Annotated in this window: 19 protein-coding genes; 8 read left to right on the top strand and 11 right to left on the bottom strand. The window is 53.8% G+C overall.

What is annotated here, in order from left to right; translation table 11 throughout:
- Positions 1-261 precede the first annotated feature (261 nt).
- Positions 262-1,092, top strand: coding sequence for a 3-oxoadipate:acetyl-CoA acetyltransferase (locus DL239_RS14355; protein ID WP_167684788.1), 831 nt, complete (start codon positions 262-264; stop codon positions 1,090-1,092).
- Between the two features lie 104 nt (positions 1,093-1,196).
- Here DL239_RS14355 and cueR read toward each other — a convergent pair whose 3' ends face one another.
- Together cueR and DL239_RS14345 are read right to left on the bottom strand one after the other, a co-directional pair.
- The gene (cueR, locus tag DL239_RS14350; protein ID WP_167684787.1) at positions 1,197-1,598 is read right to left on the bottom strand and encodes a Cu(I)-responsive transcriptional regulator; all 402 of its coding nucleotides are present in this window, start codon (positions 1,596-1,598) and stop codon (positions 1,197-1,199) included.
- A gap of 9 nt (positions 1,599-1,607) precedes the next feature.
- Positions 1,608-4,109 (bottom strand): heavy metal translocating P-type ATPase, encoded by a 2,502-nt coding sequence (locus DL239_RS14345; RefSeq protein ID WP_167684827.1) that lies wholly within the window; start codon positions 4,107-4,109, stop codon positions 1,608-1,610.
- 356 nt (positions 4,110-4,465) lie between these two features.
- Between DL239_RS14345 and DL239_RS14340 the strand changes: the two genes are divergently transcribed.
- From DL239_RS14340 to DL239_RS14325, 4 genes are all read left to right on the top strand, one after another.
- A complete protein-coding gene (locus tag DL239_RS14340; RefSeq protein ID WP_167684826.1) occupies positions 4,466-5,578 on the top strand; it encodes an S-(hydroxymethyl)glutathione dehydrogenase/class III alcohol dehydrogenase in 1,113 nt (370 codons plus the stop codon).
- 99 nt (positions 5,579-5,677) lie between these two features.
- Entirely contained in the window at positions 5,678-6,049 is a 372-nt protein-coding gene (locus DL239_RS14335; protein WP_167684786.1) for an ArsR/SmtB family transcription factor, read from the top strand.
- Complete coding sequence (locus DL239_RS14330) at positions 6,042-6,536, top strand: SRPBCC family protein (protein ID WP_167684785.1); 495 nt, start codon at positions 6,042-6,044, stop codon at positions 6,534-6,536. Before DL239_RS14335 ends, DL239_RS14330 begins: the two co-directional genes overlap by 8 nt.
- A 153-nt stretch (positions 6,537-6,689) precedes the next feature.
- Positions 6,690-7,352 carry a GntR family transcriptional regulator gene (locus tag DL239_RS14325; protein ID WP_167684784.1) on the top strand — a complete coding sequence of 221 codons (663 nt, stop codon included), beginning with the start codon at positions 6,690-6,692 and terminating at the stop codon, positions 7,350-7,352.
- Between the two features lie 13 nt (positions 7,353-7,365).
- On the opposite strand, the gene DL239_RS14320 is transcribed toward DL239_RS14325, so the two are convergent.
- From DL239_RS14320 to DL239_RS14295, 6 genes are all read right to left on the bottom strand, one after another.
- Positions 7,366-8,319, bottom strand: coding sequence for an ABC transporter ATP-binding protein (locus DL239_RS14320; protein ID WP_167684825.1), 954 nt, complete (start codon positions 8,317-8,319; stop codon positions 7,366-7,368).
- On the bottom strand, positions 8,319-9,293 hold the full coding sequence (locus DL239_RS14315; RefSeq protein WP_167684783.1) for an ABC transporter ATP-binding protein: 975 nt from the start codon (positions 9,291-9,293) through the stop codon (positions 8,319-8,321). The genes DL239_RS14320 and DL239_RS14315 overlap by 1 nt, the downstream gene beginning before the upstream one ends.
- A 4-nt stretch (positions 9,294-9,297) precedes the next feature.
- Positions 9,298-10,194, bottom strand: coding sequence for an ABC transporter permease subunit (locus DL239_RS14310; protein WP_167684782.1), 897 nt, complete (start codon positions 10,192-10,194; stop codon positions 9,298-9,300).
- Positions 10,194-11,201 (bottom strand): ABC transporter permease subunit, encoded by a 1,008-nt coding sequence (locus DL239_RS14305; protein ID WP_167684781.1) that lies wholly within the window; start codon positions 11,199-11,201, stop codon positions 10,194-10,196. The genes DL239_RS14310 and DL239_RS14305 overlap by 1 nt, the downstream gene beginning before the upstream one ends.
- Positions 11,201-12,295 (bottom strand): M24 family metallopeptidase, encoded by a 1,095-nt coding sequence (locus tag DL239_RS14300; RefSeq protein WP_167684780.1) that lies wholly within the window; start codon positions 12,293-12,295, stop codon positions 11,201-11,203. Before DL239_RS14300 ends, DL239_RS14305 begins: the two co-directional genes overlap by 1 nt.
- A gap of 71 nt (positions 12,296-12,366) precedes the next feature.
- Positions 12,367-13,950, bottom strand: a complete 1,584-nt coding sequence (locus tag DL239_RS14295) for an ABC transporter substrate-binding protein (protein ID WP_167684779.1) — start codon at positions 13,948-13,950, stop codon at positions 12,367-12,369.
- A gap of 380 nt (positions 13,951-14,330) precedes the next feature.
- Between DL239_RS14295 and DL239_RS14290 the strand changes: the two genes are divergently transcribed.
- A complete protein-coding gene (locus tag DL239_RS14290; RefSeq protein WP_167684778.1) occupies positions 14,331-14,597 on the top strand; it encodes a metal-sensing transcriptional repressor in 267 nt (88 codons plus the stop codon).
- A gap of 3 nt (positions 14,598-14,600) precedes the next feature.
- Positions 14,601-15,833, top strand: a complete 1,233-nt coding sequence (locus DL239_RS14285) for an MFS transporter (RefSeq protein ID WP_167684777.1) — start codon at positions 14,601-14,603, stop codon at positions 15,831-15,833.
- Between the two features lie 83 nt (positions 15,834-15,916).
- Here DL239_RS14285 and DL239_RS14280 read toward each other — a convergent pair whose 3' ends face one another.
- The 3 genes from DL239_RS14280 to DL239_RS14270 are packed head-to-tail and all read right to left on the bottom strand — an operon-like array spanning position 15,917 to position 20,705.
- On the bottom strand, positions 15,917-17,425 hold the full coding sequence (locus DL239_RS14280) for a SpoVR family protein (protein ID WP_167684776.1): 1,509 nt from the start codon (positions 17,423-17,425) through the stop codon (positions 15,917-15,919).
- A complete protein-coding gene (locus DL239_RS14275; RefSeq protein ID WP_167684775.1) occupies positions 17,412-18,749 on the bottom strand; it encodes a YeaH/YhbH family protein in 1,338 nt (445 codons plus the stop codon). The genes DL239_RS14280 and DL239_RS14275 overlap by 14 nt, the downstream gene beginning before the upstream one ends.
- 21 nt (positions 18,750-18,770) lie before the next feature.
- Positions 18,771-20,705 carry a PrkA family serine protein kinase gene (locus tag DL239_RS14270; RefSeq protein WP_167684774.1) on the bottom strand — a complete coding sequence of 645 codons (1,935 nt, stop codon included), beginning with the start codon at positions 20,703-20,705 and terminating at the stop codon, positions 18,771-18,773.
- Between the two features lie 708 nt (positions 20,706-21,413).
- On the opposite strand from DL239_RS14270, the gene DL239_RS14265 reads away from it, so the two are divergent.
- Positions 21,414-23,666: an Ig-like domain-containing protein gene (locus DL239_RS14265; protein ID WP_167684773.1), complete on the top strand. Its 2,253-nt coding sequence runs from the start codon at positions 21,414-21,416 to the stop codon at positions 23,664-23,666.
- Positions 23,667-23,692: the final 26 nt, after the last annotated feature.

The following is a 23,692-nucleotide window of genomic DNA, read 5'->3' as shown; positions in this document are numbered from 1 at the left end:
AACACGCGAAAGTTGCGAGAATCTGCGTAGTCTGCCCCCATTTCTCAATTGCGCAGCCCAATATTCTCCAAGATATTACGCATTCAGCTTCTGTTTGTGCGGTATTCAAACAACGGTCAATTGAACCGTGGTCAAGCCATGAAAAACATTGAATGCACATCCTGCGGGACTTATCATTAAGACAGTCAAAGATTTGGATTTTCGCCATCGTGGTGAGGACAGAACTGTGTTTTTGACATCATTGAAATCTAGGATCATCCCATGAGTACCCCCTGTATCATCTGCGTAGCAATCACCGGCTCGGTCGCGCGCAAGGAGAACAATCCTGCGGTGCCGATCACCGTTGCAGAGCAAATTGAAAGCACACATGAATCCTTCGAGGCCGGTGCCTCGATCGCTCACTGTCATGTGCGCAATGATGACGAGACACCGACTTCGGACCCAGAGAAATTTGGCCTACTGATGGAGGGGCTGCAGAAGCATTGCCCCGGCATGATCATTCAGCTGTCGACAGGCGGTAGGTCCGGTGCGGGCAAAGATCGTGGTGGCATGTTGCCGCTGCGCCCAGACATGGCGTCACTTTCCGTTGGGTCGAACAATTTCCCGACCCGCGTTTACGAAAACTCGCCTGGCCTGGTTGATTGGCTCGCCTCGGAAATGCGCACCTATGAGGTAAAGCCTGAAGTTGAGGCCTTTGACCTGTCTCATATCCACCAAGCGGTGAAAATGAACCGGGATGGTCGTATTGCGGGTACCCTGTACGTTCAGTTTGTTATGGGCGTTTTGAACGCCATGCCGGTGGATGAGGAAGTGTTTGAATTCTACGTCAGGACTTTGAAACGCCTGGCACCCGATGCGCAATGGTGTGGTGCTGGCGTTGGAGTTGGACAACTCCAGATCAACGAATGGGCGATTGCTGCTGGTGGGCACACCCGCACAGGACTGGAAGACAACATGCGTCTGGACCGTGAGACACTCGCACCGTCCAATGCGGCATTGGTTGCCCGTACAGCCAAGCTATGTGAAAAATATGAGCGTCCTGTTGCGACCTGGCAGCAGGCGCGCGAGATTTTGGGTCTGCGTCCTGCCTAAACCATGCCGCCACCAGCGTCGTGCTGGTGGCGACCTTTGGATTGAGTATTTTCAGCAAAAAGAAGCCCAGGGCCGCGTAAAACACAGGTCTGGGCGCTTTGACGTTAGCTAAGTGTTGAGCTGAGGCCGGACAGGTCGCTGAGGATTGGGCAGTCCGGGCGATTGTCACCGGCACAGGTATTGACCAGTTCACTCAGAGTTTCATGCATCATCTGTAAATCGTGAATTTTAGCCTCTATCTTGCCCAGGTGGTCCTTGGCCAAGTCTTTGACGTCGGAGCTGGCACGGCTTTCGTCATGATAAAGCGCCATGAGGGTACGGCAATCCTCGATGGTGAAGCCCAGCGCCCGGGCGCGGCCCAAAAAGGCTAGCCGATGTACGTCAGCTGCAACAAAAGTGCGGTAGCCATTGGCTGAGCGCAGCGGTTTGATCAATCCGATGTCTTCGTAGTAGCGGATCGTTTTAGCGGGTAGGCCCAAGCGGGTGGAAACGTCACCGATGTTCATACCAGCCTCCTATTCTGCAGGGTTTGCGACCAACGCCGCGTCCAGAGTTGAGGGTGCTTCAGCCAATGCAGGGCGCAGGCGACGCAAGCGTAGCGCATTGCTGAGAACAAAGACGCTGGACAGGGCCATTGCACCAGCCGCCAGAGCGGGGGAAAGTAACGGCCCACCAAAGGGGTACAGAACACCAGCGGCCACCGGTATCAGCAACACATTGTAGCCAAAGGCCCAAACCAGGTTCTGTCGGATATTGCGCATGGTGGCGCGGCTGACAGTCAGCGCATTGACGACGCCGCGCAGGTCGCCGGACATTAGCACAACATCTGCGGCCTCGATTGCGACGTCAGTGCCGGTGCCGATGGCAATGCCAACTTCGGCAGTAGCCAAGGCTGGGGCATCGTTAATACCATCACCGACAAACCCCACTGCACCATGTTCTGATTTCAACTGTTCTAGTACCTCGACCTTTTGCCCCGGAAGGCATTCGGCCTTGACCGCGTCGATGCCCAGATCAGCGGCAATCACAGCTGCGGTTGCAGCGTTGTCTCCGGTGATCATTGCGACCTTCAGGCCCTGTTGGTGAAAGGCCTGAATTGCAGCGCGGGTCCCTTGTTTGATCGGGTCGGAGACCGCGATAACAGCGGCTATCTTGCCGTCAATTGCGGCATACAAAGGTGTCTCACCGCGCTTGGCCAATTCTGCGCCGGTCTCTGCCAGGGCTCCGATTTCGATGCCTTCTCGTTGCATCAGCCGGTCGGCCCCGACCAATAGCGCCAGACCGCCAACATCTGCGCGGAGCCCGTATCCTGGGATCGCCTCAACATTGCTGGCCTGTGCAAGATCGGGGCCTGCAGCAGCCACCAGTGCCTGTGCAATCGGGTGTTCAGATTGGGTTTCTGCAGCTGCTACCAAAGGCAAAACAGTTTCGCGGGTAAAGCCAGGTGCGCAGGTGAATGTTGTCAGGCTGGGCTGGCCCTTTGTCAGCGTTCCGGTCTTGTCCAACGCCACCAATTTGATCTCTTGCAACTGTTGCAGCGCGTCGCCCTTGCGAAACAGCACACCCATTTCAGCAGCGCGCCCGGTTCCTACCATGATCGAAGTTGGAGTTGCCAGCCCCATGGCACATGGGCAGGCAATGATCAAAACTGACACGCCCGCCACCAGAGCAAAGGATAACGCCGGATCAGGACCAAACAAAAACCAGGTCAAAATTGTCAGAGCCGCAGCCGCAATGACAGCCGGTACAAACCATAAAGTGATGCGGTCAACCAACCCTTGCACCGGCAGTTTTGCACCCTGGGCCTGCTCGACCATTTGGATAATCTGCGCCAGCAGTGTGTCGCGGCCAACTCTGGTCGCCCTGAATTCAAGCCCGCCATTGCCGTTCACGGTGCCAGCAGTCACTGGATCGCCTGCTGATTTTGCAACTGGAATGGGTTCACCTGTGATCATGCTTTCGTCCACATAGGACTGACCCGAGGTGATTTCTCCATCCACCGCAATGCGCTCACCCGGACGGGTGCGGATCAGGTCATTTACAGAAATCTGTTCGATCGCAGTCTCAACTGCCTTGCCATCCTTCACCACCAGCGCGCTTGGGACCTGTAGGCCCACCAGTTTCCGGATCGCGGCACCCGTCCGCCCCTTGGCGCGCGCCTCTAGCCAGCGGCCCAACAGTATGAGCACCACAATCACCGCTGCGGCCTCATAATATACATTGGCTGTTCCGGCAGGCAGCATCGCTGGTACAAATGTCGAAACTAGGGAGAAGCCGTATGCCGCAGACGTTCCCAATGCCACCAGTGAGTTCATATCTGGCGCAGCCCGCAACAACGCAGCAAACCCTTTGGAGTAGAACGCCCGGCCCGGCCCCATCAAGACTGCCGAGGTCAGGACGAATTGCAGAAGGTAGCTGTTTTGCATGCCAATATTCGCCGCGACCCAGTGATGCAGCGCCGGGATCATGTGCCCCCCCATTTCGATAAGGAACACTGGCAGCGTCAAAATTCCGGCAATCAGAACCTGACGTCCTAGCTGCTGAATTTCATCATCCCTGTGCTGATCTGTCTGGGCTTGCTCATCCAGCGCGTCATCTCGAAAATGCCCTGGATAGCCTGCCGCAGTTACTGCCCTGGCAAGGTCACCTGCACTGGTGGCGCCGACGACATACCCCACCTCCGCACTTTGGCTAGCCAGATTGACACTGGCCGAGATCACTCCCGGCACAGCCTGCAAAGCACGCTCAGCTCGGCCCACACATGAAGCACAGCTGAGGTTTTCAATCCGCAACGAGGTCTGTGTTTCTACAGCGGGATAACCAGCATCAGCCAACGCATTGGTCAGATGGTCCAGCGGCAGGTTTTGCTTTCCATCAACCTGAGCGGTGGACGTCGCCAAATTAACCGAAACCTGTTCTACTCCGTCCACGGCAGCAAGCGCGCGCTCGGCTCGGCCGACGCAGCTGGCGCAGTTAAGACCCGACAATTGCAATGTAATATGAGTGTTGGCGGACATGGGAAACCCTTTGGAAGTCATTCTATCCTTCTGCATATGAAGGTTCCCGTGACGGGAGGGTCAAGAGGGAACTTCAAAGAAAGCTCCAGATCCGTCAAAAAAATAGACGCGGGCGATTTGCTATTGGATAATTGTAATGAATGCCCTGCCCAGATGGCGCAAGAAACCGGCCGATTGTCGCAATAGTAGGATTGGGCATCAGCAACGGATGGTAATTTGGGCAGTCGAACTTGCACGGACTAACTCGCTTGGTTAGGTCTTGTGACAACCCAAAAGAGCGCAGACTGTCGGCCCCTTTCATCAACGTCATTGCCGCGCTCTAATTTTGGGCCTCTATGGAAAAGGATATTAAAATGATGAGAACACGCGCCGCCGTTGCCGTTGCAGCAGGTCAGCCCCTACAGGTCATGGATGTCAATCTGGAAGGTCCGCGTGCGGGCGAGGTTCTGGTTGAGATCAAGGCCACAGGTCTGTGCCATACTGATGAATTCACCCGTTCGGGCGACGACCCCGAAGGCATCTTTCCCGCTATTCTTGGCCATGAAGGGGCCGGCGTGGTGATCGAGGTTGGCGAGGGCGTGACCAGCCTTGAAGTGGGCGACCACGTAATCCCACTGTATACGCCGGAATGTCGTGAGTGCGATTACTGCCTGAATCCCAAGACCAACCTGTGTCAGTCAATCCGTTCCACACAGGGGCAAGGGCTGTTGCCCGATGGGTCCACCCGCTTTTCGATGTTAGATGGCACGCCGATCCATCACTACATGGGCTGCTCAACCTTTGCCAACCACACTGTGGTACCTGAAATCGCATTGGCCAAAGTCCGCAAGGACGCGCCGTTCGACAAGATCTGTTACATCGGTTGTGGCGTCACCACCGGCATTGGCGCGGTGATTAACACCGCTAAAGTGGAAATTGGATCAACTGCGATTGTGTTTGGCCTAGGTGGTATTGGTCTGAACGTGATTCAGGGATTACGATTGGCCGGTGCAGATCAAATCGTTGGCGTCGACTTGAATGCGGGTAAAGTGGAAATGGCCACCCGTTTTGGCATGACCGACTTTGTCAACCCGTCAGAGGTCGACGGTGACCTGGTGGCCCATCTGGTCGAACTAACCGGGGGCGGTGCTGATTACACCTTTGACGCCACTGGCAACGTCAATGTCATGCGCACCGCACTAGAGGCTTCGCACAAAGGGTGGGGAGAAAGCATCATTATCGGCGTGGCTCCGGCGGGGGCTGAAATCTCAACCCGGCCGTTCCAACTGGTTACTGGTCGCTCGTGGCGCGGAACTGCCTTTGGTGGTGCGTCTGGTCGGACCGATGTGCCCAAGATTGTCGATTGGTACATGGATGGCAAAATCGAGATCGACCCGATGATTACGCACAAGCTGACACTGGACCAAATCAATGAGGGATTTGAGTTGATGCACGCGGGCAAATCGATCCGAGCTGTGGTGGAGTTCTAAGCACCCACTCATGCTCGGCAATTATGAACGCAGGCCGCTCTGGCCTGCGTTTTTTTGTGCCTATTGACTCGCACAGGCACCTCATATAACCATTTGGTTATGCAGCTATCAAACCACGCCTCTTCGTCACAGAACCTTGATGCAATTTTTGCCGCACTGGCAGATCCCACCCGCCGTGCCATTCTGTCCAAGCTTGCGGCTGGTGATGCCGGAGTGAATGAACTGGCTGAACCATTTGAGATGAGCCAGCCTGCAATTTCAAAACACCTGAAGGTGTTGGAGCGAGCGGGCTTGGTGGAACGCGCGATAGATAAACAGCGCAGGCCAGCACGACTAAAGGCTAAGCCTATGGCCGCTGCAGTTAACTGGCTGGAAGACTTCAAAGAATTTTGGTCGTCAAGTTTTGATCAACTGGATGACCTGTTGGAAACATTGAAACAGGCTGAACAAAAGGAGCCCCCAAATGAGTGAATTGCCCACCTATGTATTGGAAAGAGAATTTGACGCCCCACGCGAATTGGTCTGGCGCACATGGACCGAAGCCGAGTTGCTGTCACATTGGTATGGCCCCGGTGTAGAAACAGTCATTCACAAGCTGGACGTAACACCCGGCGGTGTCTGGCTAAATGAAATGAAATGGGGTGGAAACTCTAACTACGAGCGGATGGAATACACAGAGGTTGATCCCCCAGCACGTCTGGTCTGGTTACACTCGGTTGCAAACGCAGATTGGGAAGCTGCGGAAAACCCCATGATGCCAGATTGGCCGCGGGTGTTGCTGACCACGGTAACCTTTACCGACAATGGCGGTAAAACTCTGCTGAAACTGACTTGGGTGCCCCATAATGCCAGCACAGCCGAACTGGCCTGTTTTGAGGCTGCAATGGCAGGAATGGACAAAGGCTGGGCCTCGGGTATGGAATTGCTGGCCGAGATGCTGGCCGAGTTGCAAAGCTAGGAACAGCTGCAAACATGCGGTCCACCTTGACTGCCACTCACCTGCCCATTCGGGCAGGTGCACAAGATTTAGGCACAGCGCTCAGTTTCATTGCATTGCGCCCTTTCAAAGCTATAATTGCCTGTGACATACCATCAGCACGGGCCAAATACTTTGAAGTTTCAATCGGTTGACATCGGAAAGACAGCCTCGGCGGCGACGATTATCTTTCGCTCGCTCCGCAAATCCATCATTGAGGGTGACCTGAGTGACGGGGCGCCATTGCGCCAGGATGAAATTGCCCGTGCATTCAACACGTCACGTATCCCGGTTCGTGAAGCTATCACCATGCTAGAACAGCAGGGTCTGGTCAAATCCATCCGCTACAAGGGCGCGGTCGTCGCTTGTCTGTCAATGCAAGAAGCCGATGAGATATTTGATTTCCGTTGCTTACTGGAACCAGCAGTGATCCGAGCTGCCATACCCAAGATGACCAAAGAGATCCTGACCAATGCGCGCGGGTTTCTGGAACAGTTTGCAGCCGCTCAGGACCCAATGGACTATGGTGAACTGAACCGCCGGTTCCACTCTACCCTGTATGGCGCCAGCGAAATGCCCTATCATATTTCGATCATTGAGAACTCGATGGATCGGATTGACCGGCACCTTCGCGCGCAACTTGTGATGACGGATGGCATTGAACGCAGCAATCAAGAGCACTTGGCGATCCTGCACGCCTGCGAAACAGGTGATATCGACCGAGCGGCCGAGCTCACCTATTCGCATATCCATGACGCCAAAACGTCACTACAGGAAAAGCTGCACGCCGGCGGCTAATGCACATCCGCCGTTACAGCGGATGGTAGCAAGCCACCTGATGCACATCGCCTTCCAGTTCGGGCCTTTGTGCGCGGCACTCATCCGTCGCCAACCAGCAACGCGGTGCAAAGGCACAGCCCGGTAGGTTATCCAGCGGGGATGGTAATTCCCCTTCCAGCTTGATGCGGTCACGCTTGGCCTCGGGATCGGCACGCGGAGTGGTCGACAACAAGGCCTTGGCATAGGGGTGACGTGGATGGCTGAACAGTGTTTCTTTGCTGGCGTGTTCCACCGCACGACCCAGATACATCACGATCACATCGTCAGCAAAATGACGCACCACTGACAGATCATGTGAGATGAACAAATAGGCAAGCCCCAGCCGATCTTGCAGCTCAACCAACAGGTTCAGGATCTGACTTTGGATTGATACATCAAGCGCCGAAACCGGTTCATCCAGCACAAGGATCTTTGGGTTCAGCATCAATGCGCGCGCGATAGAGATCCGCTGCCGTTGCCCGCCCGAGAACATATGCGGATAGCGGTCAAAATGCTCAGGCCGTAGCCCCACAAGCGTCAACATTTCACGTGCTTTGGCTTCACGCTCGGACGGGGGCATATCTGGGCGGTTGATAACCAGTGGTTCCATCAGAATGGAGCTGATTTTTTGCCTTGGGTTCAACGATCCATATGGATCCTGAAACACGATCTGTACTGACTTTCGCAGCGAGGCCCAGTCATCAGGCTTCACCTCTTTGCCCTCGATAGTCAGGGTGCCGCCGGTTGGCTCTTCGATCATGGTGACAAGACGCGCCAGGGTCGACTTGCCACAGCCGGACTCACCAACGATGGCCAGTGTTTTGCCGGGCTGCAGGTCAAAATCAATACCGGACAGTGCCCGCAGGGTTTGCGGCTTGCTCAGGAAACCATCTTTGACTTCGTAGAACCGTTGCAGGCCACGTGCGGAAACGACGGGAGTAGTCATCATGCGACCTCTTCAGTTGCGATGGCAGGAAAATGGCAACGGGCCATGCCGGTTTCAGACCCGCCGGGAACTGGCGGAGTAGTTTGGCAGATCTCTTTTGCATGCGCGCAACGTGGTGCAAACAAACACCCAACTGGACGGTCAAACTGTCCCGGCACAACACCTGGAATAGTCGGCAACAAGCGATCAGTCGCCCGTTCGGGCAAGGCTGCCAGCAAAGCTGCCGTATAGGGATGGTACGGTTTTCGGAACAGATCGCGTACAACCTGTTCTTCTGCCTTTTGGCCCGCATATTGCACCGAGACACGCTCGGCTGTTTCTGCCACCACACCCATGTCGTGAGTGATCAGGACCAGCCCCATGCCAGATTCCTCACGCAGGGAAATCAGCAGGTCCAGGATCTGCGCCTGAATGGTCACGTCCAACGCCGTTGTTGGCTCGTCCGCGATCAGTAGCTTAGGCTTGCAGGCAATCGCCATGGCAATCATCACCCGCTGGTTCATGCCGCCCGACATCTGGTGCGGAAAGGCATTCAGGCGGGTTTCTGGCGCAGGAATGCCAACCAGATCGAACAGCTCAATCGCGCGCTGGTGCCGGGTCTTACGGTCCATCCCCAGATGCAGACGCAAGGCCTCTTTGATCTGAAACCCAACAGTAAAACAAGGGTTCAGAGACGACATCGGCTCTTGGAAGATCATCGCCATGTCTTTGCCGACGATATCACGACGTTGCCGGGCCGAGACGTGACGCAGGTCGATGCCTTCAAACATCAACTCGTCTGCGGTGATCTTGGCGTTCCAGGGCAGTAGGCCCATCAATGCCAACATCGACACAGACTTACCGGAGCCGGACTCGCCCACAATGGCGACGATCTCGCCCCTGTCGACAGTGAGGTCAACGCCGTCCACCGCGCGAAAAGCCCCTGATGCGGTGGCAAATTCCACCGTCAGGTTACGAATATTTAGCAGGCTCATATCTTTAGCTCCGCTTTAGTTTCGGATCGAGCGCGTCACGTAGACCATCGCCCATCAGGTTAATCGCCAGCACGGTCACCAGGATCGCCAAGCCGGGCAGTGTCACCACCCACCAGGCGCGCAGAATAAACTCGCGGGATTCAGCCAGCATGGTGCCCCATTCAGGCGTAGGCGGTTGTGCCCCCATGCCCAGAAAGCCAAGCGCAGCAGCATCCAGAATAGCAGTCGAGAACGACAGTGCCCCCTGCACGATGATTGGCGCCAGACAATTGGGCAGCACGGTGACAAACATCAACCGCTTAATCCCAGCGCCTGCAACACGGGCCGAGGTTACATAGTCTTTTTGCCGCTCGGCCAGCACCGAAGCACGGGTCAAGCGGACAAAATGCGGCTGGAACACGATGGCAATCGCGATCATCGCATTGGTCAGCGATGGCCCCAGAATGGCCACAAGTACCAGCGCCAGCAGCAGTGATGGAAAGGCCAGAATGATGTCCATCACTCGCATGATGAGTGAATCCAGCCAGCGCGGTGCAAAACCGGACAACAATCCGATGATGATACCGCTCGACGCCGAAATGCTAACAACCACAATGCCGACAAAGAACGAATAGCGAGAGCCGCTGATCAATCGTGACAGCATGTCCCGGCCCAGCGGATCAGTGCCCAGTGGGAAAGTCCACGACCCGCCCTCCTGCCAGACCGGTGGTTGCAGGATGAACTCGCGAAACTGCTCGGTTGGGTCAAATGGGGACAGCCAAGGAGCAAAGGCGGCGCAGAACACAAAGGCACAGAAGAACCAGAAGCCAAAGACAGCGCCACGGTTTTCGCGAAAATAGTACCAGAATTCACGCAGCGGGCTGGGCCGCGCCACGACGGTGGAGGTGGTTTGATCAGTCATCACCGCTTCCTGATTTTGGGGTTGATAACGCCGTACAGCATATCAACAGATAGGTTTACGATCATGACGATCACGGCGATCATCAGCAGGCCGCCCTGCACCACAGGGTAGTCGCGGCGGAAGATACTATCGACCATCCACTTGCCAATTCCCGGCCAGCTGAAAATGGTTTCAGTTAGGATGGCGCCAGCTAGCAGCGTGCCAACTGACAGGCCAATCACAGTGACCACCGGGATCAGCGCGTTGCGTAGTGCGTGCAAACCGTTGATCCGCGTTGGCGTCATACCTTTGGCTTTGGCAGTGCGGATGTAATCCTCGCCTAACACTTCTAGCATGGCTGATCGTGTCTGGCGTGCAATCACCGCCAACGGAATGGTCCCCAGCACGATTGTGGGCAGGATCAAGTGGCGCACTGCAGATTTGAAGGCTCCCTCTTGGCCCGACAAGATACTGTCGATCAGCATGAAACCAGTCACATCGTCAAAGTAATACAGCAGGTCAATTCGGCCTGATACTGGTGTCCAGCCCAGGTTGCCCGAGAACACAATGATCAGCAACAAGGCCCACCAGAAGATAGGCATCGAATAGCCAATCAGTGCCGAAGACATTAGTGCGCGATCAAAGAACTTGCCGCGGTTCACCGCTGCAATCACCCCTGCTGGCAGGCCCAGCAGGATGGCAAAGACCATCGCACATGCTGCCAGTTCCATTGTAGCGGGGAAGAGGGCAAAGAATTCGTCCCAAACAGGCTTTTTGGTGACAAAGCTTTCGCCCAAGTCACCCTGTAGCACACCGGTCAAATACTCCCAGTATTGCTGCAGAACGGGTTTATCAAAACCCAGTTTCACAACCATTTCCTGGTAGCGTTCATCGGTCATGCCACGTTCACCGGCCATGACAATGATAGGATCACCGGGCAGCACCCGGATAAAAGCAAAAGAGATCAACGTCACGCCAAAGAAGGTAGGCAGAAACGTCAGCAGTCGGGACAGCGTATAACGGAGCATTAGCGGCCTACAATCATCAGGTCTTTAGGGAACTGGGTCAGCGACCGGTATCCGTCTTCGGTGATCAGCACGTCATCTTCGATACGTACGCCAAAATTGCCAACGTCATATAAGCCCGGTTCGTTGGTATAAACGGTACCTGCTGGCAGAACCTGATGGTTACCGCGCATGATATACGGCGCCTCATGCACATCGCGCCCCAATCCATGACCTGTCTTAGTGCGGATACGGTCAGCGTAGGGTGAGGCCTCCAGCACACCAGTGACAACATCATCGATGTCGTGCGCCGTCACACCAGCACGGGTCATTTCCAGACCAGCCATGTTGGCTGCAAGCACGGTGTTGTATACCTCGCGAGCTTCATCGCTGGGCTCACCCACAAATACGGTACGGGTGATATCGGCGGCAAACCCGTCCTTACGACCACCAAAATCAAACAGTAGCGGATCGCCTTCTTGAATTTTGTAATCGCCTGCATGCGCATGCGGCATGGCAGAATTGGGACCAGCAACAACGATGGGCGAGAACGCCATGCCCTCAGCCCCTTCGGCGAACAGCGCCTGTATCAGGGCACTTTCGATTTCTTTTTCGGTCTGGCCGACCCGGACACCTTCAAGAACCCGGTGCAATGCGCGTTCGGACAAGGCAATCGCGGCTTCCAGCGCTGCGACGTCTGCATCGGTTTTGATCATCCGTAGTCCGGAGATTTCGACCTCGGCATCAATAATTTCGAGTTCAGGCTGTGCCTGTTTTAACGCGTGATGCACAAAAACCCGCATCACCTGACCTTCGACTGCTAGTCGCTTCATAGGCATATGCTGTGCAAGTGCGGCAAAGGCGTCCGAATATCCGTCTTGATCGCGCCAATCGAACACTTCGCCGTCAAAGCCAACCAGATCCCAAGAGCTCAGCTCCAGATTGGGAACAATGGCAGCCGGCTGACCTTCGGCGGCAACGATCAGCACAAAGGGGCGTTCGTGGCTCATAAAGCTATGGCCCAGGGCGCGGGTAAAGTTTGGACCTGGAACCAGTGCCAGTGCATCAACGGCCAAAGATTTGGCCAACTGGCGGTATTCGGCCAGAGAATTCGTCATTGTTTGTCTCCGGAAAGCATTAATGTGAACCGGGGCCCGATTTGGGCCCCGGTTCGGATGGTTAAGTTATCTTACTCGACGGAAACGCCGTAGAAGATGTGGCCGCCCAGTGGGTGAACCTTAAAGCCTTTAACCTTGGTGCTCATTGGCATGTAGACAACCGAGTGAGCGATAGTTGCCCAAGGTGCCTGCTCTTTGAACACTTCCTGAGCCTGCTCATACAGAGCTGTACGCTCACCAGCATCAGTTACGATCTTGGCTTTCTGGATCAAGTCTTCGAACGGCTGGTGGCACCACTGTGCACGGTTCGAAGCTTCACGACCGTCACAACCCAGCAGAACTGCCATGAAGTTATCTGGATCGCCGTTGTCACCAGTCCAACCCAACAGTACAGCACCATCACGGTTCAGATCCTTCGACCGCGACAGATACTCGCCCCACTCGTAGGAAACGATTTCAACAGTCACACCAACTTTGGCATAATCAGCCTGGATCAGTTCAGCCATACGGCGTGCATTGGGGTTGTAAGGACGCTGAACTGGCATAGCCCAGATCTTCATCGACAGATCGGTAACACCTTCGGCTTCCAACATCGCCTTGGCGGCTTCTGGATCGTAGTTGTCGTCCTGAACAGCCTCGTTATAGCCCCACATGGTTGGTGGAATTGGGTTCTTGGCGATCTCGCCCGAGCCCTGGAATACAACGTCAATGATCGACTGTTTATCGATCGCCATGTTCAACGCGCGACGAACCTTTGGGTTGTCGAACGGTGCCATGGTGGTGTTGTACGCCAGATAACCAACGTTCAGGCCTTCCTGCTCCATCATAGTGATCGAGCTGTCGTCCTGCATCGCAGCAATATCAGCTGGGTTTGGATAAGGCATCACGTGACATTCGCCCGCCTTCAATTTTTGATAGCGAACCGATGCGTCTGGAGTGATTGCAAAGATCAGGTTGTCGATCTCGGCCTTGTCTTTCCAATAGGCGTCATGTGCCTGATAGCGGATGACTGCGTCTTTCTGATAAGCCACAAAAGAGAATGGGCCAGTGCCGATTGGCGCTGTGTTCATTGCCTCAGGTGTACCAGCAGCCAGCATGGCTTCGCCATACTCGGCAGACATGATCGACGCAAAGTCCATTGCCATGTTGGCAACAAATGGGGCTTCGGGACGTGTCAGAGTGAATTTGACGGTATAGTCGTCTACCTTCTCGATTGAATCGATCAGGTCCGGCATCGACATGCCCGAGAAGTATTCCCAAGTGCCGCCCGAAACTTTGTTATATGGGTGATCTTCCAAGCGCTGACGCTCAAACGAGAAAATCACGTCGTCGGCGTTGAAATCGCGGCTTGGAGTGAACGTGTCATTGGAGTGGAATTTCACACCTTCACGCAGCTTGAAGGTATAGACCAGACCATCATCGCTGGCTTCAACACTTTCAGCCAGACCAGGGACAACATTGGTCGTGCCGGTTTCGAATTCCAGCAGACGGTTATAAATCGGATGCGAAGACGCATCAAAAGTAGTGCCTGCGGTGAACAGTGCAGGGTCAAAACCCTCTGGCGACCCCTCAGAACAATAAACCAACGTGCTGGCAAAGGCGGTGCTGGTGCTCAGCGCCAACGCGCCGGCTGCCATCAAAAACCTAGCTTTCATTTTCAACTCCCATTTTGATTATTATTTCGCCCGAACCTTAAGCGCCGAGGTCATTTCCGCCTCGAAAATGTGCAAATAAACGCAGTATCAGGAAAAATGACTGCACTTACTCACCCGCACCCTTTACTGGATCCGACTAATTCATATTGTATCCAATCTGCGATCCGTAGTGTCAATCCGCACACGACAGAGGCAAATTGACAGCTCGATAACGCTAACATCCGTTCATTTTCAAAGCCTTACCGCACACTTTCCTCGGCGTTTCAGTCAGAGTGAAAATTTTTTTATTTTCTACCTTCCCTCATACCCAGAGATACATCCGAAATGTGACAACTCGGATTCGGACTTGACCACATCCCCCCCGGGGGGATAATTGACCAATGCCCGAAGTCAAAAAACACAGCTCCCGCCCTCGGATCACGACCCGGCTAAAACGAGCCAACGGCCACCTTGCCGCCGTCATCAACATGATCGACGAGGGCCGCCCCTGCAACGAAATTGCTCAGCAACTTCACGCCGTCGAAAAGGCCGTGAGCAATGCCAAGCGAGCGTTAATTCACGACCACATAGACCACTGCCTTGAGCCTGGGGAGGACGGCAAGATCGTTGACACTAAGAGCTTTAAGGACATCACCAGGTATCTTTGACCCATGCTGAGTATTCTGAAAAACCGCACCTATCGCCACTTGTTTGCAGCTCAACTTATCGCGGTGATGGGAACGGGTTTGGCGACGATTGCGCTTGCCCTATTGGCCTATGATCTAGCCGGAGATCAAGCCGGGTTAGTGCTCGGTACAGCGTTGACCATCAAGATGTTCAGTTATGTGATCGTTGCCCCGATTGCTTCCGCTCTTGCCGAGGAACTGCCACGGCGGGCCTGGTTGGTCAGCCTTGATATAATCCGCGCGGTGGTGGCGCTGGCCCTGCCCTTTGTTGATCAAATCTGGCAGATCTACGTTCTTATTTTCCTGCTGCAGTCTTCATCAGCTGCCTTCACCCCTGTATTCCAGGCCTCGATCCCTGACGTCCTACCGGATGAAGAAGACTACACCAACGCTCTGTCTTTGTCGCGACTGGCCTACGACCTAGAAAGCCTGCTGTCCCCCGCGTTGGCGGCAGCCCTGCTGACCATCATGGCATTTGGAACGATGTTTTTTGGAACTGCTTTGGGGTTCATAGCGTCCGCTTTGCTCGTGGTATCAATTACCTTGCCGTCACCCAAACCAACAAGAAGACGAGGCATCTACGATCGCACCACCCGTGGGATACGCCTATACCTGAAAACCCCTCGGCTGCGCGGGCTGCTAGGGCTCAACATGGTGGCATCCGCCACCGGAGCAATGGTGATCGTCAATACGGTGGTTGCCGTCCGTGGTGAACTCGGGTTGGGCGAAAACATGGTCGCCTGGGCTTTAGCTAGCTTTGGCGCCGGGTCTATGCTGGCAGCCCTTATTCTACCCCGATTGCTAACCAAGTCTTCGGATCGACGCATCATGGGCGCAGGGGCACTGATATCGCTTGCAGCCCTAGCCCTACTTGCAGTGCAAGTACAACTCGTGGGTCTCACTCTGCTAACTCTAATATTCGCTTGGCTAGGAATTGGGGTCGGCTACTCCACAATTTTAACACCTTCGGGTCGACTGCTACGCCGATCGGCAGCGGCCGAGGATCGTCCAGCCATTTTTGCAGCCCAGTTCACCCTGTCACATGGCTGCTGGCTGATCACCTACCCTCTGTCTGGCTGGCTGATGAGCCAATTTGGAACAGGGCCTGCACTGTGGGGGCTAGCGACACTCGGAGTGGCTGGGTTGCTGTATGCTTGGCAACAATGGCCTGCGCGAACGCCATCAAGTGAGTGCGATAATACCACCTCGCCATTGTAGGAAAAACAATCCCTGATACATCAACGCTGCTATGTCGATTTCAAGCGAAGAGATTTGAACGGACTGCCCCTATTACGAACCGCTCACTTTTCCTCTGTGACATTCATCGCCACATTATACCCCCACAGAATGCGGGCATGTTTCAGGACTTCGTCTCGGTTGCCCGGATCCAACTGAATACCACTGCGCATAAAATGGGTAAGCTTCAACTCGCGATCACCACGCAGGTCGACATCCGTGACCTGAATATCCGGTTCTAGATAGGCCAGATCATAGGACTGTGCCAGTTCACGGCGTATATCGCGATACCCTGCCCGATTGTGGATCTGGCTGACCTCCAGATTGGGCCTATCCGCATCGTTGGTCAAAGTGAACAGCTTGAACTTTCGGATCAGATGAGGGGATAGAAATTGCTGGATGAAACTCTCATCCCGGTAATTTGCCCAGGCATCCTTTAGGACGCCCCGCCAGTTCGGGTCGCCCGCAAAATCGGGAAACCAATCGCGGTCTTCGTCGGTCGGGTTTTTGCAAATTCGACGAATATCCATCATCATAGCAAAGCCCAGCGCGTAGGGGTTAATTCCACTATAGCGAGGATCGTCATATTCGGGTTGAAGCACAACATTAGTATGACTGTGCATCATCTCCATAAAGGCGCCCTGGGTTAACCGCCCCTGCTGAAACAACTTGGTGATTATATAGTAATGCACAAAGGTTGCGCAGCCTTCGTTCATTACCTTTGTTTGCTTTTGCGGATACAAATACTGTGCCAGGCTCCTCACGATACGCAGCATCTCGCGCTGCCATGGCTGCAGGACAGGGCTGTTTTTCTCAAGGAAATACAAGACATTCTCTTGCGGCAAATTCAGTTCCCGTTGACGTTCACTGATCGCAGAATCCTCGCCCTCTTTGCCGTCATCATCGCGACGCATGGTACTGTCAGTCCACAGATCCAGCAGGGTCTGGCTACTTTCATACCCTTCACGAACCCGTTGCATGGCCTCTTTTTCGGCAGCCGTTGGCTGCGGGGGGCGCCCGTAGCGAAAAACCCCCTGCGCCTGAAGCGAATGGGCCGCATCCAATATTTCCTCTACGGCGTCCAGCCCATAGCGTTCTTCGCAGGCCGCAATGTAGTTTTTGGCAAACGCCAGATAATCGTGAATCCCTGCGGCATCCGTCCACTGCAGGAACAGATAATTGTTCTTGAAAAAATGGTTATGCCCAAAGGCCGCATGCGCCATCACCAGCGTTTGCATCGCCATGGTGTTTTCTTCCATGTTGTAGCTGATGCAAGGGTTTGAGTTGATGACGATCTCATAGGCTAATCCCTGGCGCCCGGTGCGGTACAGGGTTTCGTCGCGAACAAAATGCTTTCCGAAGGACCAGTGCTGATACATCAGCGGCAATCCGGCGCAAGAATATGCGTCCAGCATCTGCTCAGACGAGATGATTTCGATCTGATTGGGATAAACATCCAACCCCAAATCCTGCAATGCGATTTCTTCAATGACGTCGCGCGCCTTTTCGAGCAGTTCAAAGGTCCACTCTGGACCATCAAACAGAACATCCGAGGAGGTTTCAGCCGCCTGCATTCTGCGCCCCTTTTATCTTTGGAAGGAAAAACTCTCTGAATATTGGGTAGATATGCGAGGGCAGCGAGACCCGTTGCATTTCAAAATGGGGAGCCTGGTCTTTGACCTGACGATAAGCCTGCCATAGGTCCTCACCTGCATCCGCACTGCTAAGCAGCAAATCCGCGTCCTCATCGACAATCTCGACATACGCGTAGAACTGGCACACAGGCAAGAGATGGTCGAGCAGCAAAGCCTTGCATCGCAGCGAGTCATTGCCGAAATTTTCGCCGTCTGACGCCTGTGCCCCATAGATATTCCACTCATCGGTTGGATAGCGATCCGCGATGATCTCCTTCATCTTTTCCAGTGCGGTTGAGACAATAGTGCCGCCCGTTTCACGAGCGTAGAAAAAGGTTTCCTCATCCACTTCCTCGGCGTGATGCGTGTGACGGATAAAGACAATCTCGGTTTGCTCATAACCGCGTGATAGGAACAGATGCAGCAGCAGAAAAAACCTCTTTGCCAGGTCTTTCTCTCGCTCTTGCATCGACCCGGAAACATCCATCAGACAGAACACCACCGCCTTGGAGTTGCGTATTTTCTCGGGCACAAATGTATCATAGCGCAGATCTAGCGGATCAATGTACCCAACAACCTTGCGTTTGCGTTTCAAAAATTCGAGACGCGCCTGTAATTTATCCAGCTCTTCCATCTGTTTTGCAGTCAGCGGTTCCTTAGCCTCCAGGGCGAAAATCTGTTCTTCGACATCTCGTTGTTCGGCTAGACTTGGCCGCTGCAAGGCAATCCGGCGCCCCAACGAATTGCGCATCGTGCGAACTAGATTCAGATTGTTAGGTGATCCAGCAGTAGTGAGCCCCGCCCGACGAGTACCTACAGTGATCGTCTCAAAGGTATTTTTCTCGACCAAATCGGGCAACTCCAGCCCATCGAACAGGATCTCTAGGTATTCATCCTGCGAAAGAGTGAAGGAAAACTCATCTTCACCCTCACCATCCTCAGATGCTTTGCGCCCCCCCTGCCCAGGGCCGCCTTGTGGTCGCGGAATGGTGTCGCCTACTACATATTCCTTATTACCCGGCAACACATGACGCCGCACACCACCTGTTGTCGAATGGGCCAACCGCGGCTCCTTTAGCCCTTTGGAAGGAATGGTTACTTTTTCTCCGTCATTTTGGTCGCCACCTTCTGGGTGTAAAGTTTTCCCACGTACCGACTGATCAACCCGCTCTTTGATATTGTCCCGAGCCCTTCGCAAGAACCGCTGCCGATTTCCCAGGCTTTTGCCCTTTGGGTTCCGGCGTCTGTCAATAAAGTGATGCATTTGATCACAGACCTTTCGCTGTTACCCGGCCTTATTGACCCGCATGTACCACTCGACCAGACGGCGCACCTGGCGGTCAGTATAACCGTGGCCCCGCATCCGATCTACAAACTCAAGGTGCTTGCCTTCGGTCTTGCTGTCCTTCTTGCTACCAAAGCTGATTACCGGCAGCAGCTCCTCGACTTGACTGAACATGTGTCGTTCTATCACATCGCGAAGCTTTTCATATGAATTCCACGCCGGATTGCTACCTGTATTGGCTCGGTGTCGTAGTGCGAATTTGACAACCTCGTTGCGGAAATCCTTGGGGTTGGCGATCCCAACAGGTTTTTCGATCTTGCTCAGTTCGCTATCCAGCACATCGCGATCATACAACTGACCGGTGTCCGGGTCTTTATAGTCCTGCTCTTCGATCCAGGCATCCGCATATGAGATATAGCGGTCAAACACGTTCTGACCGTATTCCGAATAGCTTTCGAGATAAGCCTTCTGAATCTCATTGCCGATAAATTCCTCGTATCGAGGCGCAAGTTCCGTTTTGATGAACTCAAGATACTGCGCTTCCGTTTCCTGCGGGAACTGCTCGCGTTTGACCATCTGCTCCAGAATATACATCAGGTGCACTGGATCAGCCGCCAATTCCTCGGTGTCAAAGTTGAACACCGAACTCAGCACCTTAAAGGCAAACCGGGTCGAGACACCGGTCATGCCTTCGTCAACCCCAGCCCGATCTTGATATTCCTGAACTGTTTTTGCCTTGGGGTCGGTGTCTTTCAGGTTTTCACCGTCATACACCCGCATTTTGGAATACAGATTAGAGTTCTCATGTGGCTTAAGCCGAGACAACACAGAAAAGCGGCTGAGGATCTTAAGCGTTTCCGGCGCACAGGGCGCATCCTTTAGCTCACTGTTGTTTAACAGTTTTTCGTAGATCATGGCCTCGTCGCTGACACGCAAGCAATAGGGCACCTTTACGATACTGACGCGGTCAATAAACGCCTCGTTATTTTTGTTGTTTTTGAAGTTCTGCCACTCGCTTTCGTTGGAGTGCGCCAGAACCAGGCCATTGAACGGAATAGCACCAAAGCTTTCGGTGCCCATGTAGTTGCCTTCCTGGGTCGCGGTTAGCAATGGATGCAGCATCTTGATCGGCGCCTTGAACATCTCAACAAATTCCATAACGCCCTGGGTTGAACGATTAAGGCCACCTGAAAAGCTGTAGGCGTCTGGGTTGTCCTGGCTAAAATGCTCTAGCATGCGGATATCGACCTTACCGACTAGGGTAGAAATATCCTGATTGTTTTCATCACCGGGCTCAACTTTGGCGACACAAATCCGACGCAGTCGTGATGGGTACAGCTTTACCACCGAGAACCGATTGATATCGCCATCAAATTCATCCAGTCGCTGCACTGCCCACGGAGACATCAACCCGGGAAGCCGATGGCGTGCCACGCCATATTCCTGCTCTAGAATCTTACCCATTCGAACCGGGTCAAATAGTCCCAGCGGGGATTCAAAAATCGGCGAAATCTTATCTCCAGCCTTGAGCACATAGATCGGCTCATCCTCGGCAAGGCGCTTTAGCCGTTCTGCCAGAGACGACTTGCCGCCGCCAACCGGGCCCAGCAGGTAAAGGATCTGCTTACGCTCTTCCAAGCCTTGAGCCGCATACCTGAAGAACCCGACGATACGCTCAATCGTGTCGTCCATTCCGTAGAAATCTTTAAAAGAGTTGTATCGCTTAATGGTGCGGTTTTGAAAAATGGGTCCAAGCCTAGAGTCTTTGGACGTATCGACCAATTCCTCTTGACCAATGGCCTTTAGCATCCGCTCGGCAACATTTGCGTAAAGATTGGGATCGTCGCGACACCCATTCAGGTAATCTTGTAACGACATTTCCTGTTCGCGCGTTTCGCCGTACTGCTCGGCGAAAAGTTCGGCAAGGTCTTTCATTTGATACTGCCTCCTAGATTGCGACTGCCCTGGGCGGGTAGAAACTGTGCGCGGACAAACAGCGCCCGACCTAAGAGCCGTGGAGTGTCCACATAAATCTATCGTCTAAATCTGCTTGGTGCCGCGGTCGGCTATCGACATGCTGAAGACTATGCAAAACAGCAGGGACTTGCGTGCCGAAACTGGTCTTCAGCGTCTCGTTCTGGGCCAAAAAGCTAACACCCTGTAACACAGACCATATGATCTAAATCTGGTGTAGTTTTCCTTAATTTCCATAAAGTTTTAATAGAACGCTCGTTCACAATTCAGCGATTCAAGCCCGCATGTTGCTATATGTAGATGGTGATGACTGTTCAAACTGACGTTCAGAATGGCCAGAAGTCCAAGCCCACGCTAGACCGAACTTCGTGACTGGCCCGCCCCACAATGAAGAGAGTTATTTAAAGCCCATCAACGCTCCTATTGGCCGCCCAGAAACCTGCGTGGCATTACCGCACACTCTCCTTAAAGGTCATTGAAATGAGGCATGAAAATTACGGTTTATCCCCAATCGGATAAAGAAGGCCGAACCAAACTGTGGACAATTGACCTCAAATTGTCTCATAGTGGCCCAAAATAGGTCGCAAAGACGACTGTTGAGCGAAAAAATGATCAGGCACCTAAGCAGCTTTGCTGCAATTATTAGGTAAATTAGCGAGCGGTAAAACTATGAGCACTGTCGGATACATTGTCCGTGATATGTCGGGGACAAACATGCACGGCAATTTCGCCGAAGGCACCCCTGCAATCCTCGATACAACTTACTCAAAAGATGTATCGCTGAACCTTAGCCCCTCGGATGTAGAGAGTTATGCCCGTCGCGGCTCAGACCTTCACATCACACTGGCTAACGGTGAAACCCTTGTCCTGGATAGCTATTTCAATACTGGGGCTACCGGCGGTAAGAACCTTTTCCTAAGCGAAGAAGGCAACTTTATTGAAGTTGTGCTAGAAGACCGCGCCCAAGGGATGCTGTTTGCTTCATACGAACCGCTGGATCTGACCGGCAAGTGGAGCGCCTATGACGATATGGTGTTCCTGGATATTGACCGCATTGAACCTGTGGTTGCCCCGCTGGTTGCAGCCCCACTGTTCGGCGGCATTGGAGCCGGTGCTGCAGGCGCAGCAGTCGTAGGCGGCGCAGCCGTAATTGGTGGCGGCGGCGGAGGTGGCGGCGGCAGCTCCGACACAACTCCTCCTACAGTTGACCTCGTCTCTGGCACTCAATCCACTGGTGATATCGTCAACGCGACAGCGCACACCAACAATCCTGTCATTTCAGGCACCGGTGAAGCCGACGCAACCGTATCCCTTGAGATCAACGGCACAACTCGGACGACGACCGTAGCCAGCGACGGCACTTGGTCCATCGCTTTTGACAGCAGTGAAATATCGACCGGCGAGTACAACACAGGCATCACGATTGTTACCACGGATGCAGCCGGAAATAGCACGACAACAACCGACACCTTGGTGGTTGACACAGTCGCACCCGCAATCGGTTTTAACACCGTTGAAGGTGATAATATTGTCAATGCAACCGAAGCCTCAGACGGCGTTGTACTGACAGGCTCTGGCGAGGCAGGCGCATCGCTTCAAGTTACGTTCCAAGGGGTGACCCAGACAACCACAGTGGCTAGCAATGGGACTTGGTCAGTCGCTTACGCCTCTTCCTCTATCACTACGGGTGAGTATGATAGCACAGTGTCCGTAACCAGCATGGACGCGGCAGGAAACAGTTCGACCGCAACACACACCGTTCGGATCGATACAGAAGCTGCTGTAACTCTTGGGTCATCGTTGGCCGGTGACAACATCATCAACGGCGCTGAACAAAGTGCTGGTGTCACCCTAACCGGCACCGCCGACCCAGGTTCAACAGTAGTTGTCAGCCTTGGTTCGGTTAACCACACTGTGACAGCGAACTCAGGTGGTACTTGGTCCTCTTTCTTCTCAAGTACTGAAATCCCTGCCGGAACCTATAACGCTACTGTGTCCGCAGAGGCTACTGATCTAGCGGGCAATATTGCAAGAACCTCGGGCACAGTCGCAGTCGATACAAGCACCACTGCCACTATCGCCGGAGGCCGTTCCGGTGGCGACAACATCGTCAATCAAAGCGAATCTCAGGCCGGAGTGACCCTTAGTGGCACTGCAGAACCCGGTGCCAGTGTTGTCGTTACAGTGGACGGAGTTTCACGCACAGCGAGTGTTGACTCATCAGGCAATTGGTCGGCCTTGTTCGAATCTGGTTCGATTGCTTCGGGCGAGTACAGCACTTCGGTCAGCGTGACAGCCACGGATGCAGCCGGAAACACCTACACTACATCAGCACCTCTCGCGGTCGATACAGTTGCCGACCCGAACCTAAAGACCGTTACATTCGACAATGACAATGTAGACGAGATCAAAATTCTGGGCGACGTTGATACATACACAGTGAATACACTGGATGGTGCTGGAAACGTGGCGACTCCGGCGGCATTGCAGAGTGTCGACGGTTCAAACAACACGAGATTCAGCTTTAGCTCTTCGATCCCAGATGGCACCCACCTCGTGGTGACGGGAAGTGATACCGCCGGTAACAGTGGCAGCACATTATTGATCCTCGAAGACAATGCGACGGAAATAACGACGACCGGAAACTCAGGATTGTCCCAATTCGAAGTAGAAGCCTTGGATCTTGGTTACTCCACGGATGTGGATCTTACCCTGACAGAAGCCGACATAAAGGCGTTGTCCAGCAACTCTGACACGTTGACGATTCATGGTGGCGACAGTGACAACGATAAAGTCACTATCACAGGTGCAACCGACACCGGTACCAATCAGACAATCGACGGTGAGACTTATAGCGTCTACACCATCGGTAATGATGGCGTAACGCTGGTGATCGAAGACGACATCAACGTAGTCATCTAATAATTTGGCCTGACAGCGCGCTTAGC

Origin of the sequence: Parasedimentitalea denitrificans (genome assembly GCF_011813015.1) — a bacterium.
Classification (GTDB): Bacteria; Pseudomonadota; Alphaproteobacteria; order Rhodobacterales; family Rhodobacteraceae; genus Parasedimentitalea; species Parasedimentitalea denitrificans.
The sequence above is the reverse complement of the archived record's forward strand: the minus strand, read 5'-3'. Positions and strand labels throughout refer to the sequence as shown.